The 15,908-nt window shown below is 55.7% G+C and carries 16 protein-coding genes and 1 pseudogene; 11 read left to right on the forward strand and 6 right to left on the reverse strand.

Translation table 11 applies throughout. The features are described 5' to 3' along the window. The 3 genes from CUC53_RS02125 to CUC53_RS02135 form a co-directional block, all read right to left on the reverse strand. Positions 1–548, reverse strand: a 548-nt coding sequence (locus tag CUC53_RS02125) for a DUF6444 domain-containing protein (protein ID WP_201796701.1), incomplete at its 3' end; no start/stop codon positions are given. Positions 549–709: 161 nt separating this feature from the next. Next, positions 710–1,795, reverse strand: a complete 1,086-nt coding sequence (ydiK, locus tag CUC53_RS02130) for an AI-2E family transporter YdiK (RefSeq protein ID WP_167386656.1) — start codon at positions 1,793–1,795, stop codon at positions 710–712. Beyond that, entirely contained in the window at positions 1,792–3,153 is a 1,362-nt protein-coding gene (locus CUC53_RS02135; RefSeq protein WP_236757846.1) for a phosphatase PAP2 family protein, read from the reverse strand. Before CUC53_RS02135 ends, ydiK begins: the two co-directional genes overlap by 4 nt. A 224-nt stretch (positions 3,154–3,377) precedes the next feature. On the opposite strand from CUC53_RS02135, the gene CUC53_RS02140 reads away from it, so the two are divergent. The 8 genes from CUC53_RS02140 (at position 3,378) to CUC53_RS02180 (ending at position 10,996) form a co-directional block, all read left to right on the forward strand. Beyond that, positions 3,378–3,758 carry a hypothetical protein gene (locus CUC53_RS02140; RefSeq protein WP_100292653.1) on the forward strand — a complete coding sequence of 127 codons (381 nt, stop codon included), beginning with the start codon at positions 3,378–3,380 and terminating at the stop codon, positions 3,756–3,758. 252 nt (positions 3,759–4,010) lie between these two features. Beyond that, positions 4,011–4,409, forward strand: a complete 399-nt coding sequence (gene hslR, locus CUC53_RS02150) for a ribosome-associated heat shock protein Hsp15 (protein WP_100292642.1) — start codon at positions 4,011–4,013, stop codon at positions 4,407–4,409. 76 nt (positions 4,410–4,485) lie between these two features. Next, on the forward strand, positions 4,486–5,370 hold the full coding sequence (gene hslO / locus CUC53_RS02155) for an Hsp33 family molecular chaperone HslO (protein WP_167386657.1): 885 nt from the start codon (positions 4,486–4,488) through the stop codon (positions 5,368–5,370). A gap of 149 nt (positions 5,371–5,519) precedes the next feature. Further along, positions 5,520–7,145: a phosphoenolpyruvate carboxykinase (ATP) gene (gene pckA / locus CUC53_RS02160; protein ID WP_100292644.1), complete on the forward strand. Its 1,626-nt coding sequence runs from the start codon at positions 5,520–5,522 to the stop codon at positions 7,143–7,145. A gap of 191 nt (positions 7,146–7,336) precedes the next feature. Further along, the gene (locus tag CUC53_RS02165; RefSeq protein ID WP_100292645.1) at positions 7,337–8,002 is read left to right on the forward strand and encodes a GntR family transcriptional regulator; all 666 of its coding nucleotides are present in this window, start codon (positions 7,337–7,339) and stop codon (positions 8,000–8,002) included. A gap of 33 nt (positions 8,003–8,035) precedes the next feature. Further along, on the forward strand, positions 8,036–9,838 hold the full coding sequence (locus CUC53_RS02170; RefSeq protein ID WP_100292646.1) for an aminopeptidase P family protein: 1,803 nt from the start codon (positions 8,036–8,038) through the stop codon (positions 9,836–9,838). A 142-nt stretch (positions 9,839–9,980) separates the two neighbouring features. Next, positions 9,981–10,391 carry a GNAT family N-acetyltransferase gene (locus tag CUC53_RS02175; RefSeq protein WP_236757847.1) on the forward strand — a complete coding sequence of 137 codons (411 nt, stop codon included), beginning with the start codon at positions 9,981–9,983 and terminating at the stop codon, positions 10,389–10,391. Positions 10,392–10,528: 137 nt separating this feature from the next. Then, positions 10,529–10,996 carry an outer membrane lipoprotein gene (locus CUC53_RS02180; protein ID WP_100292648.1) on the forward strand — a complete coding sequence of 156 codons (468 nt, stop codon included), beginning with the start codon at positions 10,529–10,531 and terminating at the stop codon, positions 10,994–10,996. Between the two features lie 119 nt (positions 10,997–11,115). On the opposite strand, the gene cysQ is transcribed toward CUC53_RS02180, so the two are convergent. Continuing rightward, positions 11,116–11,931, reverse strand: coding sequence for a 3'(2'),5'-bisphosphate nucleotidase CysQ (cysQ, locus tag CUC53_RS02185; RefSeq protein ID WP_100292649.1), 816 nt, complete (start codon positions 11,929–11,931; stop codon positions 11,116–11,118). A gap of 40 nt (positions 11,932–11,971) precedes the next feature. Beyond that, positions 11,972–12,580, reverse strand: coding sequence for an ADP compounds hydrolase NudE (nudE, locus tag CUC53_RS02190; protein WP_167386658.1), 609 nt, complete (start codon positions 12,578–12,580; stop codon positions 11,972–11,974). A gap of 147 nt (positions 12,581–12,727) precedes the next feature. Here nudE and yrfG point away from each other — a divergent pair, with 147 nt between their 5' ends. Beyond that, a complete protein-coding gene (gene yrfG, locus CUC53_RS02195; protein WP_100292650.1) occupies positions 12,728–13,396 on the forward strand; it encodes a GMP/IMP nucleotidase in 669 nt (222 codons plus the stop codon). 223 nt (positions 13,397–13,619) lie between these two features. Here yrfG and CUC53_RS02200 read toward each other — a convergent pair whose 3' ends face one another. Next, positions 13,620–15,260, reverse strand: a complete 1,641-nt coding sequence (locus tag CUC53_RS02200; RefSeq protein WP_100292651.1) for a GGDEF domain-containing protein — start codon at positions 15,258–15,260, stop codon at positions 13,620–13,622. Between the two features lie 197 nt (positions 15,261–15,457). On the opposite strand from CUC53_RS02200, the pseudogene CUC53_RS02205 reads away from it, so the two are divergent. Together CUC53_RS02205 and CUC53_RS02210 are read left to right on the forward strand one after the other, a co-directional pair. Continuing rightward, positions 15,458–15,691 (forward strand): annotated as a pseudogene (locus CUC53_RS02205) (ISAs1 family transposase); the annotation flags it as partial. A 74-nt stretch (positions 15,692–15,765) separates the two neighbouring features. Then, the coding region (locus CUC53_RS02210) for a transposase (protein ID WP_157798175.1) at positions 15,766–15,908 on the forward strand (143 nt) is incomplete at its 3' end.

Here is a 15,908-nt window from a genome sequence, read left to right on the forward strand (position 1 = left end):
TGCTGTTGTATCTGGGTGACGCTCTGATGGAACTGCCCACTTTGCAGGGCGATGTAACTGAGCAGGTTCGAGCCCATCTGGGTGTCGCTGACCGAGTCAGGCAGCGCGGCCTCCGTCGTGCTGATGCAGTGACGACAGGTGGCACGAAACAGTTGATGCTCGGTGACGAAGTAGCTCACCTCGGGCAATTCAAACACCTGATGCACCCGATAAGGCTTGTCATGGGCCAACACCTTGCCACCACAGCAGGGGCAATCCTCAGGCGGATAGTAAGAGACCACGGACAGACGGGCATCGGGTGGATGGCGTCCCCGCCGCTGGCCTTTATGGCCAGGCTGGGCGCCACGTTTTTTACCGCAAGCCGGACGCAGCCGGGCAGATGGCGTGCTTCCCGGCCCGTCACTGGAGGGGGGCTTGGAAGAGTTGCCACTGTGCTGATTGAGGCGGTCCTCCAACTCGGTAATACGGTCCAGCAGCTTATGTATCAGCTCGTGGGCCTGTTCGAGGGTGAGTGAATTAACGGCCGGTGTCGGGTGCTTTTTGGTCATGCCAGTGATGATGCAACACGAGCGGGATCATGCAAGAGGCAAAGGAGGATCAAGAGACGATCGTCTCTTTTTTCCTGTCAAGCCACTCTCGGTGAACGGTTACCCTTATGGGCGGCTCCTGGCATCAGCGATGGTGACTGATTCGTCTTTTTACTGAATCGTTATTGGGCCTTGGGCGCTTCAACCGCTGCGGTCGCCGGTTGGTCATCTTCCTTGATCCAAGCATCTAGCAGGGTGTAGCTGACAGCTAATACCACTGGGCCAATAAACAGGCCAATGATCCCCATCGCCAATAAGCCGCCGATCACCCCGACCAAGATCAAGATGAGTGGCAGGTCGGCGCCGCGTTTGATCAGGAAGGGGCGCAAGAAGTTGTCCATGGTGCCTGCCAACAGTGACCACACCAGCAAGAAGGTGCCCCAAGTGGTGTCGCCGCTCCAGTAGAGATAGCCAATACAGGCCAGCAGTACGGGGAAGGGGCCTATCTGTGCCACGATCAGCAAGAACATCACCACCACCAGCACCATGGTGTAGGGGATGCCGGCAATCAGCAGGCCGATACCGGCTACCGAGGATTGCACCAGCGCAGTGACCACCACCCCCATTGCCACCGCACGGATCGCCTGCGAGGCCAGCACGGTGGCGTTATCGCCCCGTTCCCCAGCTAAGCGATGGGCAAAGCGGCGAATGCCGGCCGCCACCACTTCACCTGAGTGGTAGAGCAGACCACAAATCCCCACCGTCAGCAGAAAGTGGACAAACAGCAGGCCTAAATTGCCGGCTTGTGAGGCCAGCCAGCGGGCTGTTTGGCCAAAATAGGGGGCCAGCTTGGTAAAGAGCACTTGGCCGCCGCTGGCGAGGATCTGTCGCCAGAATTCATAAATTTTGCCGCCGACCAGCGGGATCTGCTTGAGCCAGAGTAATTCCGGGGGCGGCGAGTGGCTAATGGTGGTGCCCAGCTCGATCAGGGTGGGGGCTTTTTCTGCCACGTTAGCAAGCCCCATAAACAGGGGGATGACAAAGATCAGCAGTAGCACCATGGTCATAAACAGGGCGGCCAAGGTGCGGTTGCCCCACAGCATCCGCTGCATCATCAACATCAGTGGCCAAGTAGCGATGGTGATCATGGTGGCCCACACCAAGGCGGGTAAGAAGGGGCGCAGCACCATAAAGCAAGAGATAATAAGAATGCTGATAAACAGCACGCCCAGTGTCAGTTTGGCTAGATCCATTTTCTTTATATTCATCGCGTTCCCTTATCGGGGGCAGGGCCCCGGGGTGAAATATCAGTATTGACCTGTGACAGTATCCACCAGAGGCCAGCGCTCAACCAGAGCCCAAATCCACAATAAAGTGCCCATTGCCCCAACAACAGCAGCAAGGAGCTGGTGGTCAACAGGGGAAGTAGCCAGAGCAAGCCACCTAATAGCGCGCCTCCCGTCAGGGCTGTTGCGGCTACGTTGATGGCGGGGTAGCCCTGTTTGCGTAGCGGCCATCGTTCCCCGAGGATCACGCCGAGTGCCAAGCACCCGAACCCCGCCAGCACAGCAGATTGATTCCAGCTGGCCAGCAGGATGCTAACGACGAGTAATCCTTGCCAGCCGAGGGGAGAGGGAGTTGCCGCCCAGCGCCGTTGCAGGGCCAGTAATAGTGCCCCGATCAGCAGGCCTGCCACCACGTCCGAGATAAAATGGACGCCAAGCCAGACCCGAGCTAGCCCCGTCATACTGGCAAGTAGCAAGGCCAAGGTGGTGGCTAGCCAGCGCTGAGTGGGCCAATACCAGGTCAGCAACATGCCCCAAAAGAGTAAGGCTGAGGCGGTATGGCCGCTCGGCATCCCAAATCCTTGGGCACTTTGGGTGGCTAGCTCTGGCAATAGGTGAAACGGCCGTGGCCAGCCGATCTCTGCTTTGCTCCCTTGGATAATGACGCCGAGCCAGAGCATGGCAAACAGTAGCTGGCGCAGCCGTGGCCAGCCCAGCAGCGGGAGCAGCAACGGTATCAGGGCAAGCTGAAAGGTGCCTGAACCAAACAGATTACTGCCAGTGAGCCACCACACATCGCGGCCAAGCTGTTGCTGTATCGCTTGGATCAGCGGGATCTCGGTCTGGTGCAGGACGTTGCCTTGGCCGATGAAATCCGCTTGCCAGCGCACCTCGCTCTCCGGCACGAGGGACAGCCGAGTTTGCAGCCAGTCAATCTGATCGGGAAAACGGCGTTGATCGCGGGGCAACTGCGCTGCGCTCACGAGCCTAGCGCTTAAGATCTCCCCGCCCAAATCGGGGGCCTGAAGGATAGAGACGAACCCAGTGTCGTGCTGGGCCACGATAGGGGCGCGGGTGCGGCACGCAAAGATCTCGGCCCGCTGCCAGCGGCCGAGGGGGGCGACCACCTCCCCGTACAGGCCTGTCTCCTCGTACAGTTCGCGCAGCGCCGTCTGTTGCGACGATTCACCGCGGTCAAGATAACCGCCACTTAAGCTATAGCGAGTGGAGACGCGGTCTTGCACCAGTAACCACTGATCCTGATAGCGGATTGCGCAGACGGCCGCGCTGGGATCGCTGGCGGTATGCCCGAACATGGGCAACCCGGCACCCAGCGCCATTAACAGCCATAATCGCAGTGTTAACATGGCCCATCACCTGACCGAGAAAAGTGGCGACAGAGTCACAGAAATCAGTGGGTTAGGCAATGTTTGGCGGGGCATATCAAGCAAGGTTGCGATGTGGAGTGGTTGTTTTGATATCGCATCGCCATTGCGATGCGGCGGGTCACTCCCTACTATTGGCTTTTCTTATTGTGCTCACCATCTTTACCTTGGGGTCCTCCATGAGACAGCTCGGTTTTTTTCTCGGCATCGTTATCGGCGTTATTTTAATCCTGTTTGGCAGCATCGTGATCTTTCAGGCTTTGCCTGCCGCGTTGGACGTGTTGGAGATGCCAAGCCGCATCCCGTTTGTGCGCGAGGTCTACACCTGGCTGATGAGCAGCGCCAATGGCCTGACTGCTCAGCTGGAGCAGAACTTTCTGGAAGCGTTTCAGACCGTGCTCAAGCTTATTTTGCTCATCACCTTTATGTGGGTGTGCGTCAAGCTGGTCCACATGGGGGTGCATATTATTCGCGCTGGGGTTGACCTCATTCGCACTGCCATCGCTCACAGCGAAGGCCCACACGACCAGAAGAAGCCGGATCAGCACGATCACTTCTGACTCCATGGTCGATGGATGTGAACGCTGCCGCGCCAAACCGGGGCGGCAGCGTTATATGCGAGATATAAACACCTTCCCAGCCCCATGAGTGGCCAATAAACCACCGACTTTCCCTTGTGCATCAGCCAACAGCCCATAGGTTGCATCACCTTGCTCGGGTTTGCGCCCCGCGCAGCGGCTGCTCGGTTTCTATCCCGACCTTGTGCTCTGGTATAATCGACTACCTCTTTATCCCCGTTATGGAGCCTATTCATGCCCAATCATGCAGAAAGTACCCTTGAGGTTCGTCTCGACAAGTGGTTGTGGGCGGCCCGTTGCTACAAGACCCGCTCCGTGGCACGAGATCAGATTGACGGGGGCAAGGTGCATTACAATGGCCAACGCAGCAAACCCGGTAAGCTAGTGGAAGTGGGGGCACTGATCCGCTTCTGGCAGGGGCAGGATGAGCGCGAAGTGCGGGTGCTGGCCCTCAGCGAGCAGCGCAAAGCGGCGCCACTGGCCCAGCTGCTCTATGAAGAGACGGCAGAGAGCCTGAAAAAACGAGCCGAGAACAGTGAGGCACGCCGTTTTAACAGCCAGTTTGCTCCCAGCCCCGAGCGTCGCCCTGATAAGCAGGAACGACGCCAGTTGCTCAAGGTCAAACAGTACTGACCCCCCGATTTGATACCGGGCTGGCTTCACCCCCAGCCCGCCCGATTGATCTCACCGCCCAACTTAGGAATACATGATGAATAACCAAGATCTGCTCTATCGCTATCTATTTGAAGAGTACGAAGTGCGTGGCGAGCTGGTCCAACTGGATCACACCTACCGCCACGTGGTGGAAGCCCAGACCTACCCAGTGCAAGTGCAAAAACTGCTGGGTGAGTTACTGGTCGCTACCAGTTTGCTGACCGCTACCCTCAAGTTTGAAGGCTCCATCACGGTGCAATTGCAGGGGGATGGTCCAGTCCGTTTGGCTGTCATCAACGGCGATCACCAGCAGCAGCTGCGCGGTGTGGCCCGTTTTGAGGGTGAGCTGCCGAGCGATGGCAAGTTGCAAAGCCTGATCGGTCACGGTCAGCTGGTCATCACCATCACCCCAGATCAAGGGGAGCGTTACCAAGGCATTATTGCTCTGGAAGCGGATACCTTAGCCGGTTGTCTGGAGCACTATTTTGCCCAATCGGAGCAGCTGGCGACCAAACTGTGGATCCGTACCGGTTATCACCAAGGTGAGCCACGGGCTGCTGGCATTCTGCTGCAGGAGCTGCCCGCCCAGAGCGAAGATCATCGCAACGACTTCGATCACCTGACCCAGCTCACCGCCACGATTAAAGATGAAGAGCTGTTTGGCCTCGAAGCGGAAGAGATCCTCTATCGCCTCTACCACCAAGACAAGGTGCGGGTGTTCGATCCACAGGCGGTCTCTTTTCGCTGTACCTGTTCCCGCGAGCGCTGCGAAGGGGCCCTGTTGCAGATAGAAAAAGAAGAGGTCATGGAGATGGTGCAGGAGCTCGGCAAGATCGACATGCACTGTGATTATTGCGGTGCCCAGTACCAATTTAATGGGATCGATGTCGAAACCCTGTTTGGCAGGGCTCCCGGCAATGATGCAAACACGTTACACTAATTAAAGGCGGGCAAAACCCGCCTTTAACTTTAATAACAAAAAAATACCCTATTTTATAAAGTTTGATGGTGATCGCTAAACTCTACCACCTAAGTGATAGAGTGAATGCCAGATAGAACCCTACACACCTCTGAACCCAGGAGAATACAATGACAATTGTGGCAGAACCCACCCTGGCCCAACAATTAGAGCTGGACCAATACGGTATCAAAAACAGCCAAGAAATCGTGCGCAACCCCTCATATGAGCAGCTTTTCGCAGAAGAGACTCGCTCTGATCTTGAGGGGTTCGAGCGAGGCGTGGTGACCGAGCTGGGTGCCGTTAACGTGAACACCGGGATATTCACCGGACGCTCCCCTAAAGATAAATATATCGTTAAAGATGCCACTACCCAGAATACTGTGTGGTGGTCAGATCAAGGTAAAAACGATAACAAAGCGATAACGCCGCAAGTGTGGTCACATCTGAAAACATTGGTGACCAAGCAGCTTTCTGGCAAGCGGCTGTTTGTGATCGACGGTTTCTGCGGTGCTAACCCAGACACCCGCCTCGCGGTGCGGATTATCACTGAGGTGGCGTGGCAGGCTCACTTCGTCAAAAACATGTTTATTCGCCCGACAGAGGAAGAGCTGCGCACCTTCAAACCGGATTTCGTGGTGATGAACGGCGCCAAGTGCACTAACCCGAACTGGCAGGAGCAGGGCCTCAACTCCGAGAACTTTGTGGCCTTCAACATGACTGAGAAGATGCAGCTCATCGGTGGCACCTGGTACGGTGGCGAGATGAAGAAGGGCATGTTCTCGATGATGAACTACTTCTTACCTCTGCGTGGCATTGCCTCCATGCACTGCTCTGCCAACGTGGGTCAGGACGGCGACGTGGCGATTTTCTTTGGCCTCTCCGGCACCGGCAAGACCACCCTCTCCACCGATCCCAAGCGCCAATTGATCGGTGATGACGAGCATGGCTGGGATGATCATGGGGTGTTCAACTTCGAAGGGGGCTGCTACGCCAAGACCATCAAGCTCTCTGCAGAGGCCGAGCCGGACATCTATCACGCCATTCGCCGCGATGCGCTGCTGGAGAACGTGACCGTGGCGACCGATGGCACCATCGACTTTGATGATGGCTCCAAGACCGAGAACACCCGCGTCTCCTACCCTATCTATCACATCGACAACATCGTCAAGCCGGTTTCCAAGGCCGGCCACGCCACCAAGGTGATCTTCCTGACTGCCGACGCCTTTGGCGTGTTGCCCCCAGTCGCCAAGCTGACCAAGGAGCAGACCAAGTACCACTTCCTCTCAGGCTTCACCGCCAAGCTGGCCGGTACCGAGCGCGGCATCACCGAGCCGACCCCGACCTTCTCCTCTTGCTTTGGCGCGGCCTTCCTCTCCCTGCACCCGACCAAATACGGTCAGGAGCTGGTCAAGCGGATGGAAGCGGCAGGGGCCGAGGCCTATCTGGTCAACACCGGCTGGAACGGTACGGGTAAGCGGATCTCGATTAAGGATACCCGCGCCATTATCGACGCCATCCTCGATGGCTCCATCGAACAGGCCGAGACCAAGCAGTTGCCGATTTTCAACTTGGCGGTGCCAACGGCGCTCCATGATGTGAATCCGGCGATCCTCGATCCGCGCGACACGTACGCCAATCAGGCCGAGTGGGACGCCAAGGCGCAGGATCTGGCCCAGCGCTTTATCAAGAACTTCGAGCGCTTCACCGACAATGAAGAGGGCAAGCGTCTGGTTACGGCAGGGCCGCAGTTGTAACCCGCTAAGGTGACGGTAATAACCCCATGCCGGTCAGCTATGCTGACCGGCATGGTTGTTTTAAGGCGCTGCAAACGTTGCAGGAAGTGGCCGCGCAGGGCCGTAAGCCTTGCCTTACCCCCTTTGACGGGGTAGATTCAGCCACACTTTAGCCAATTCACCCGCTTGCTGTGTTGCTGCGTGATCCAACCATGACCCCACCCTACAAGACCCGCACCCAGATGGTAATGGAGAGCCTACGCGGCCGACTCTTGCGCGGGGAGTTTCCTGCGGGGACGCCGCTGCGCCAAGATGCGATTGCCAAGGAGTTTGCGGTTAGCCGCATCCCCGTACGAGAAGCCTTGATGCAGCTAGAAGCGCAAGGGCTGGTTAAGTTTGAAGCCCATCGTGGCGCGGTGGTCACCATGCTGGATGCCTCGGCCATCGACGAGCTCTTTTATTTGCGAGCATTGCTGGAAGCCGATACCCTGTTTCACGCCGTCGATAACATGACGGAAGCCACGTTTGCCGAGGCGCAAGCCATCTTGGCCCAGTTTGATCAGGCGCTGGAGTCTGGCTCTCAGGTCGAGCAGTGGGCTGAATTGAATCATCGGTTTCATGCCACCCTTTATCAGGCCGCTGGCCGCCCGCAGGCGCTTGAGCTTATCGCCCAGATCAATCTGAGCTGTGATCGCTATGTGCGTTTTGAGCTACTGTTTGCCCAAGGTGGGATCGATAAAGCAGAGCGCGAACATGCGGAATTATTGGATTTATGCCGTGCTCGACGTAAGTATGAAGCGGCGGTATTGCTCAAGCAACATATTCACGCGGCAGGCCAGTCGATCAAACAGATCCTCGGTCACGGCTTGACGACTTGAACCCTCACATCACAACCATCTGGCATTCACGACATGAACAATTTCGAGACAATTGAAACCCGGGTCGCTCAAGTCAGGGCCGAACTGGCCATGCAGGAACTGGACGCATTCATTATCCCCCATGATGATGAGCATCTAGGCGAATACATCCCCGCTTACGCCGAGCGGCTCGATTGGGTGACGGGTTTCAACGGCTCTGCGGGGTTGGCCATCCTGCTGGCAGATCGCGCCGCCCTGTTTGTCGATGGACGTTATACCGTACAGGCTCGGATGCAGGCCCCCGCCTCCCTCTTTGAGTTCCTTCATCTGATTGAGCAGCCCCATGTGCAATGGCTGGCAGAGCAGTTACCGGCAGGGGCCCGCGTCGGCTTCGATCCACGCTTGCATAGCCTGACTTGGTATCGTACTGCGCAGGCGGTGCTGGCCGACCATGGTATCGAGCTGGTGCGGGTGACAGAGAATCCCATCGATCTGCATTGGCACGATCGCCCAGCAGCGGGCAAAGCGCCCGTTATTCTCTACAGCGAAGCGCTGGCCGGCCAATCGAGTGAAGCCAAGCGGGAATTGTTAGCGAGTGACTTGCGCAAACGGGGGCTGGATGCGGTGCTGCTCACCCAAGCTGAGCCCATCAACTGGCTGCTTAACGTGCGTGGCCGTGACATTGAGCGGTTGCCGGTGGTGCTCGGATTTGCGGTGCTCTACGCCAACAGCACCATGGATTTTTTCGTTGATACCGACAAGCTCGACTGCTTCGCCTTCAACCAGCACGTTGGGCAAGATGTGTCGGTTTATCCCATCGATAAGCTGGGTGACGTGTTGCAGCGTATTGGTGAAGATCAGCAAAAAGTGCTGGCCGATCCCAACACGGCTAATGCCTGGACCCAGCTGATTATGGAAGACGCGGGGGCAATGTTGGTGGCGGGGCTGGACCCGACCATGCTGCCCAAAGCGTGCAAGAACGACATCGAACTGAGCGGTATTCGCGCCGCTCACCTGCGTGATGGGGTGGCGATGACCCGCTTCCTTGCGTGGTTGGATCGGTTGATCGCTTCCGGTGAGTTTGAAGGGGTGGATGAAGGCACGCTCGCCGAGCAGGTGGAAGCGTTCCGTCGCGAGCAGGCGCACTATGTCGAGCCGAGTTTTGATACCATCTCAGCCCTTGGCCCCAACGCCGCCATGTGCCATTACCGTCACACCAATGGCACGCCACGGCTGTTTGGCCAAGATAGCCTCTATCTGGTGGATTCCGGTGGTCAATATCTGGATGGCACCACGGATATTACCCGCACCGTTAAGGTGGGCGACGTTCGCGATGAACATAAAGCCATGTTCACGCGGGTCTTGCAGGGCCATATTGCCTTGGATCAAGTTCGCTTCCCTCATGGCACCGCAGGTATTCAGCTTGATGTGCTGGCGCGTCTGCCACTGTGGCAAGCGGGTTATAACTATGACCATGGCACCGGTCATGGGGTTGGTCACTTCCTCAGCGTGCACGAAGGCCCGCAGCGCATTGCCCCGAAGGGGAGTATGGTGGCCTTACAGCCCGGTATGGTGCTGTCCAATGAGCCAGGTTATTACCGCGAAGATGGGTTTGGTATCCGCTGCGAAAACTTGGTGGTGGTCACCGAGTTGGAACCGGTTGGTGAGTTGCCGATGCTGGGCTTCGAGCGGCTAACTTATGTGCCTTTTGATACCCGATTGATCGACCGTAGCCTGCTGAGCCCCGCGGAGTTTCGCTGGATAAACGAATATCACGCTGAGGTTTACCGTCGTCTGAGCCCCTTGCTAGAGGGCGAGGATCTGAGCTGGCTTGAGCAGGCGACTAGCCTGATCTAACGAACTGCTTGATGGCTCGCTGTTAGCGTCTCACGGATGCCGCGCACTATGCACCATGGTGGCGGCATCCATCTTGGCGGAGTGCTTACCGTTGTCCTCACCTTATCCCGATAGTTTCATCCGCCCTGCCCATCACGGCGATATGCAGGCAATCTGGCAGCTTGAGGCGCAGATTTTTGGCGATGAGCTTTATCCCCCTTTATTTTTTCGCCAGGCCATGGATTTATGGCCCGATTTACTGCTAGTCGCAGAGCATCAGGGCCAGTTACTTGGCTATATCTTGGGGGCCGTGGGTCAAGATAGGTCGCAGGGATGGCTTTTATCCCTCGCCATATTGGCCGACGCGCGCGGGCTTGGTTTAGCTCAGCGTTTGATCGCACAGCTGGAGCAGAATCTGCGGCAGGTGCCGATAGTGAGTGTGAGGCTGACGGTGTCGCCCGATAACCCGGCACGGCAGCTCTATGAGTGCCTTGATTATCAGCGTCTGACGCAGGTGGATGATTATTTTGGGCCTAATGAGTCGCGGTTGGTGCTGGAAAAGAATCTATTTTGAGCCTGTTACAACCGATACATGGTCTGTTTTCCCCACATAATTGGTTACATATTGCAGATGTTTTGTACTAATGGGTTGGGATAAAGTGAATGCGTTTACTTGATTATTTACATTACATGCAGCCTAGGAGGCCTCTTATGTTGAAGCGTATGACGTTTGTTGCAATGGTTGCGGTGACCACTATCACGGGTTGTGCTAATAGCGATGTTTACTCTGGCGATGTGTATACCCGAGATCGCGCTAAGCAGGTGCAGACGGTCAGTTACGGCAGCATCATCTCTACTCGTCCGGTCAAGATCCAAGCGGATGAAGACTCGTTGCTCGGCACCATTGGTGGTGCGGTCGTCGGCGGCTTACTGGGTAGCACGATCGGCGGTGGCCGTGGCAGTGATATTGCGGCTGCTGGTGGTGCGATTGCAGGGGCTGCTGCAGGCAAAGCCGCAGGGGATAAATTCAATCAGGTCGATGGCGTCGAGCTGGAGATCAAAAAAGAGAACGGGGAAGCCATTGTGGTTGTACAAAAAGCGAGCCCAACTTTCGTGCCGGGCGCCCGCGTGCGGATGACTCAGGGCAATGGCAGCATCAACGTTGCGGTAGTGAATTGATACCCAGCGAGCCAAGATAACAGCATCAAGGCCAACGTAGGTTGGCCCTGATGCTTTATAGATAACGAGCGGATGGTATGAATGAGGCCTAGCAGAGGTCGCTTGTGCTGGCCGAGTGATCAGGGGGGAGTCAGGATCTCATGCCAATCGAGTGCGGGGTCCCCCATCACAATAAAGTCGGGGTTGGCCAGCGACTCAGTCTGGTTATAGCTCAGTGGCTGCAGTGCCAAGCTGAGAATGCGACCGCCAGCCGCCTCCACGATACATTGAGCCGCTGCGGTATCCCACTCACCGGTAGGGCCAAGGCGGACATAACAATCAACCGCCCCCTCAGCCACCAAACAGGATTTAAGCGAGCTGGAACCAAGCGGGATTAACTCGTAGTTGAGAGATGGGTTAAGGCGACGGGTTAGGTTCTCCCGCTTCTGACGCCGACTGATGGCCACCACCAACGACTCTGGCTGGCCATCTTGGTGGTGCATGGCACTGATGGAATAGGTCTCGCCGTTTACCTCTTTGAAGGCGCCATGGCCACGCACCGCCCAATAGAGCACGTCTGACTCAGGGGCATAGATAACCCCGAGCACAGGTACATTCTGTTGCACCAAGGCGATCAGGGTGGCGAAATCGCCGCTGCCTGCAATGAATTCACCTGTGCCATCGAGGGGATCGACCAACCAATATTGCTGCCAGCTAGCACGCTGGTTAAAAGGCACCTCTGCCGCTTCTTCGGTGAGGACCGGCAAGTGTGGGGTAAGCGCCGATAGCGCCTGTTTGAGATAGGCATCCGCAGCGAGATCGGCGCTGGTCACCGGGGTCTCATCCTCTTTTAACTGCCGCTCGAACTGACCGTTGTGGTAGATTTCGTGAAGAATACGCCCCGCTTCACGGGCGATCTCCTTCACCCCAGGTATCCAAGCCAGTAACTCCTGCATTGTGTGATCCTCTGGTGTTATCACCTTGGCCAAGTGTGGTTTAGTTTGACTGCTCTGCTAGCCATTTGCTGGCAAGCAGTAAGGCGCTGATGCTACGCGACTCGCTAAAATCGGGGCGAGCCAGTAATTCGTCAATCCGATCCAGTGGCCATGGGATCACATCGAGCGGTTCAGGTTCATCACCGACTCGCTGCTCGGGAAACAGCTCTTGGGCCAACAAAATATCCATCCGGCTGGCAAAATATCCCGGCGCCAGCGACACCTGCTTAAGGGCGATCAAGCGATTAGCGCCAAATCCGGCTTCTTCCATCAGTTCTCGGTTACCTGCCTCGAAGGCATCTTCGCCCGGATCAATTAAGCCTTTTGGAAAGCCAAGCTCATAGCTATGGGTGCCTGCTGCGTATTCGCGTACCAGCAGCAGCGTGTTGGCATCGAGCAGGGGAACGACCATGACGGCACCGCGATTCCCACCGCGTAGCCGCTCGTAAACCCGCTCTTCACCATTAGCAAATTGAAGGTGCAAAGCTTCTACTTTGAACAACCTGCTCTGGGCGACGATCTCGGCCTTGAGGATCTGAGGTTTGCATTTCTCCTGTGCCAAGGTATCGGCAGAGATTGGTACAGCAGGAGGCGGGGAAGGTTGAGTCATGGGGCGGGTAGCTCGTTAAAAAACCATGCTTCAAGAGTAAACGACTCCCTGAGCGAACACCACGGGACAAGCCCGCGAAACGTAACGGAAAAATTCGTTATAATGCCGCCCCTGTTAGCATCTTGGGTTGACCCATTAAGAGGCCTCATGTCGACTTTCTTTCCTTGGCACCAGATAGACACTGTTTTGATCGATATGGATGGCACTCTTATCGATCTGCACTTTGATAATTACCTCTGGCAGCAGTTGGTGCCACAGCGTTACGCCGAGCGTCGTGGTATGGCGCTGGCCGCCGCCAAAATAGAGATAGACACCCATTATCACGCCGTTAATGGCACGCTTAACTGGTATTGCGTGGATTATTGGAGTGAGGTACTGCAGCTCGATATTCGTGCCCTCAAGCAAGAGATCCTGACTAAAATCCAGTGGCGGCCGCACGCTATCGCGTTTCTGGCTGCCTTGCAGGCAGCGGGCAAACAGCGGGTGTTGTTTACCAATGCCCATCCCGCGAGTGTGTCGGTGAAGGATCAGCGGTTAGGCTTGCGTGATCATCTTGACCTGATGGTGAGTACCCACGAGCTGGGCTGGTCGAAGGAGAGCCCCCATTGCTGGCAGGCGCTGTCGGCACGACTGGCGTTTGATCCCGCCCGCACGTTGTTTATCGATGATAGTGAGCGGATTTTAAAAGCGGCGGCGGATTATGGAATTGGTTACCAGCTCGCCATTCAGCGTCCAGATAGCCATCAGCCGGGGCAGCAGATTACCGCTTTCCCTGTGATTGATGATTACGCCGAACTTTTACCCTCGATCCTCTAAGTGAATGGCGACAGCCCAAGGTCAGCATTCGTGATGGATTAGAGGCTAGCAGTGCAAGGGGAGCTGCGCTGATAATGGCAAGTCAATACCGCTGTTATCGGCGTTAGCTTCTCCTGAACCGTTGCACGGGAAGCGGCGCTAAGGATGAACGCGACAGAGGGCAATTAGCGGGTGACATGAGCTACTCGCGGGGTACGCTCACGCTGCGGGTATCTTCAGATCACTAGCCATAAGCCAGCGTGCATGCTCTTCCTTGTGATTTGGCGTGATACAGCGCTTTATCTGCTTGTTCAGTTAAGCTTTGCCAAGTGCCATCTTGAGCAGGGACGAGATAGCTAAAGCCAATGCTCACTGTAATAAAATCCGCAACACTAGAGGTCGGGTGAGGGATTCGGAGGGCCGCTAGCGCTTCATGAATACGGACCGCCAATTGCTCTGCTTCACCCAGGAGCGGGCCACAGAGCAGAATCACAAACTCCTCGCCACCGTAACGGGCAACCAAATTGGTACGGCGCCGCTCAGCTTGTTTGAGTACCTCGGCGACTTGTTGGAGGCACTTATCTCCTTTCGCATGGCCGAAGTGGTCGTTATAGGCTTTAAACTCATCGACATCGATCATCAGCACCGCCAGTAAACTTTGATGACGACGGGCCCATTCCCATTCTCGTTGCATGGTAATATCCCACTGGCGCCGGTTAGCAATCCCTGTGAGAGGGTCTTCGAGGGAAAGTAAGGAGAGGCGGTGATTAGCCTCTTCTAATGCACGGTTGGTCGCTGCCAGCTGCATCGTTCTGTCTGCTACTCTTGCTTCGAGCTGGTGGTTGAGCTGCTCGAGCTCCTCTTGAGTTCGCTGCCTGATCAACAGCTGAGACAATATGGCGGCATATTGTTTAAAAATTTCACATTGATAGGCCTTGAGCGGGCGGTGACAAAGCAGATTATCTGCGGCGATCCAGCCAATAGGCACAGGGCCATTCCACAAAGAAACCATCGCATTCCAGCCCCAGCCGACTTGCTGATGTTCGTAGTACAGGGGAGCATCTTCTAGTACCAATACATAGTCTTTGCGCCGTAGCGCTTCCTGTACGGTGGGGTGATTGGGGATTGGGCTGATGAAATGCTGCTCATTAACCAGTTCACCGGCTTCGTTAGTTCCCCAAGTACCGCGCATGGTTTTGCCATCGGGCTCGATCAGAAAAATAGCCACTCGGTCAAACAGCAGCTCTTGGCGGGCCAGCAGCACTGCATCATAGAGCAGCTGAGCTTCGCTCTGGCTACATGACAGCTTCACACTGACGTGGTGCAGTGCTTGCAGCATGGTAAGAAATGAGCCTTGTAGGCGCTGACTATGCACTAGGTCAGTCTGAGTATGGTGATGGTGACCCCGTTCCAGATCGATCTGGCGTGCCAACAGATGATTGCTTAGCTCTGCGGTCAGGTAGTGAGTGAGTAGCTGGATACCCTGTCGTTGATGACGAGAGAGCCGATCAAGACGGCGGTGGGTCTCAAGATAAATGACGCCAGTCAGCTCTTGTTGGCGCTTGAGAGGAAAGCAGGCGCGTAACTTGGGTTGTGCTAGAGATTGGGTAGAATGGGACTCCTCTAATTGCGAGACCTGCTCCACGATCATTTGTCCTTTAGCCACCGCGTGTGAAATAAACTCATGGGGCAGTGGTAGCGTGGCAAGCTGTGTGTCATCGAGCGTGATGAGCCCTCGATCTTGTTGGAAGCGATAGAGCAGACTAGTGGGTGCTTGTAACCAGAGGTAGAGGCATTCAGCGGCTGTTTTTTCTGCGATGGTGGCAAGACTTGCCTCACATAACTGCTCGAAACTGGTGAATTTTTCTGGATCCCATTCCTGCATGCCAACCCCCTTTATATACTCATGCGAGTATATATCTAATGTGGTTTTATTTAGTGAGTTAATTATCACAATGGAGAGCTAGTATGCAGAAATAGTGATTGCTCAAGTTAGGGGGATGTAAGGAAACGTGAGATTGCTAATGTAGAAGATGAATTACTTAGCATGCATGCTGTTGTATGGAACTGATCTTTTTGGCGTTGTTTAAAAACGGCATTCCTGTTCACGACACCATCGCTAGGATCATTTCTCGCATCAAGCCAGCGCAGTTCCAAACTGCCTTCATTCGTTTGACCAACGCCATCAATAAGCAAACAGACGGTGCCCTCGTGGCTATCGATGGCAAAACGTTGCGCAGCTCCTACGACCGCGAGGATCGCACATCCACCATCCACATGGTCAGCGCGTATGCCGCGGCTAACAAAATGGTGCTCCCCCCCGGTGTCAGGATAGTTGTCGCCTAAACAGATCACGCTAAATGGAAGACCGGGGGCGGAAGAAGGGTTCGATGACTCGCTATTCTGATGAACATAAATCCGCACTGCTCAAGAAGCTGTTGCCTCCTATCAACATGTCTGTCGCTGAGCTTGCTCGCCAGGAGGGCGTCAGCAAGACCGTCCTGTATAGTTGGCTCAAACAAGCAAACGCCAC

The sequence above is a fragment of the Aeromonas cavernicola genome, assembly GCF_002795305.1.
Lineage (GTDB): Bacteria > Pseudomonadota > Gammaproteobacteria > Enterobacterales > Aeromonadaceae > Aeromonas > Aeromonas cavernicola.

What these genes read in the sequence shown, in the direction of transcription:
- ydiK (WP_167386656.1), bottom strand. Translation starts at nt 1,795, where the DNA reads ATGAATATAAAGAAAATGGATCTAGCCAAACTGACACTGGGCGTGCTG.
- CUC53_RS02200 (WP_100292651.1), bottom strand. Translation starts at nt 15,260, where the DNA reads ATGCAGGAATGGGATCCAGAAAAATTCACCAGTTTCGAGCAGTTATGT.
- CUC53_RS02165 (WP_100292645.1), top strand. Translation starts at nt 7,337, where the DNA reads ATGACCCCACCCTACAAGACCCGCACCCAGATGGTAATGGAGAGCCTA.
- yrfG (WP_100292650.1), top strand. Translation starts at nt 12,728, where the DNA reads ATGTCGACTTTCTTTCCTTGGCACCAGATAGACACTGTTTTGATCGAT.
- CUC53_RS02180 (WP_100292648.1), top strand. Translation starts at nt 10,529, where the DNA reads ATGTTGAAGCGTATGACGTTTGTTGCAATGGTTGCGGTGACCACTATC.
- hslR (WP_100292642.1), top strand. Translation starts at nt 4,011, where the DNA reads ATGCCCAATCATGCAGAAAGTACCCTTGAGGTTCGTCTCGACAAGTGG.
- pckA (WP_100292644.1), top strand. Translation starts at nt 5,520, where the DNA reads ATGACAATTGTGGCAGAACCCACCCTGGCCCAACAATTAGAGCTGGAC.
- hslO (WP_167386657.1), top strand. Translation starts at nt 4,486, where the DNA reads ATGAATAACCAAGATCTGCTCTATCGCTATCTATTTGAAGAGTACGAA.
- CUC53_RS02135 (WP_236757846.1), bottom strand. Translation starts at nt 3,153, where the DNA reads ATGGCGCTGGGTGCCGGGTTGCCCATGTTCGGGCATACCGCCAGCGAT.
- CUC53_RS02175 (WP_236757847.1), top strand. Translation starts at nt 9,981, where the DNA reads ATGCAGGCAATCTGGCAGCTTGAGGCGCAGATTTTTGGCGATGAGCTT.
- nudE (WP_167386658.1), bottom strand. Translation starts at nt 12,580, where the DNA reads ATGACTCAACCTTCCCCGCCTCCTGCTGTACCAATCTCTGCCGATACC.
- CUC53_RS02170 (WP_100292646.1), top strand. Translation starts at nt 8,036, where the DNA reads ATGAACAATTTCGAGACAATTGAAACCCGGGTCGCTCAAGTCAGGGCC.
- CUC53_RS02140 (WP_100292653.1), top strand. Translation starts at nt 3,378, where the DNA reads ATGAGACAGCTCGGTTTTTTTCTCGGCATCGTTATCGGCGTTATTTTA.
- cysQ (WP_100292649.1), bottom strand. Translation starts at nt 11,931, where the DNA reads ATGCAGGAGTTACTGGCTTGGATACCTGGGGTGAAGGAGATCGCCCGT.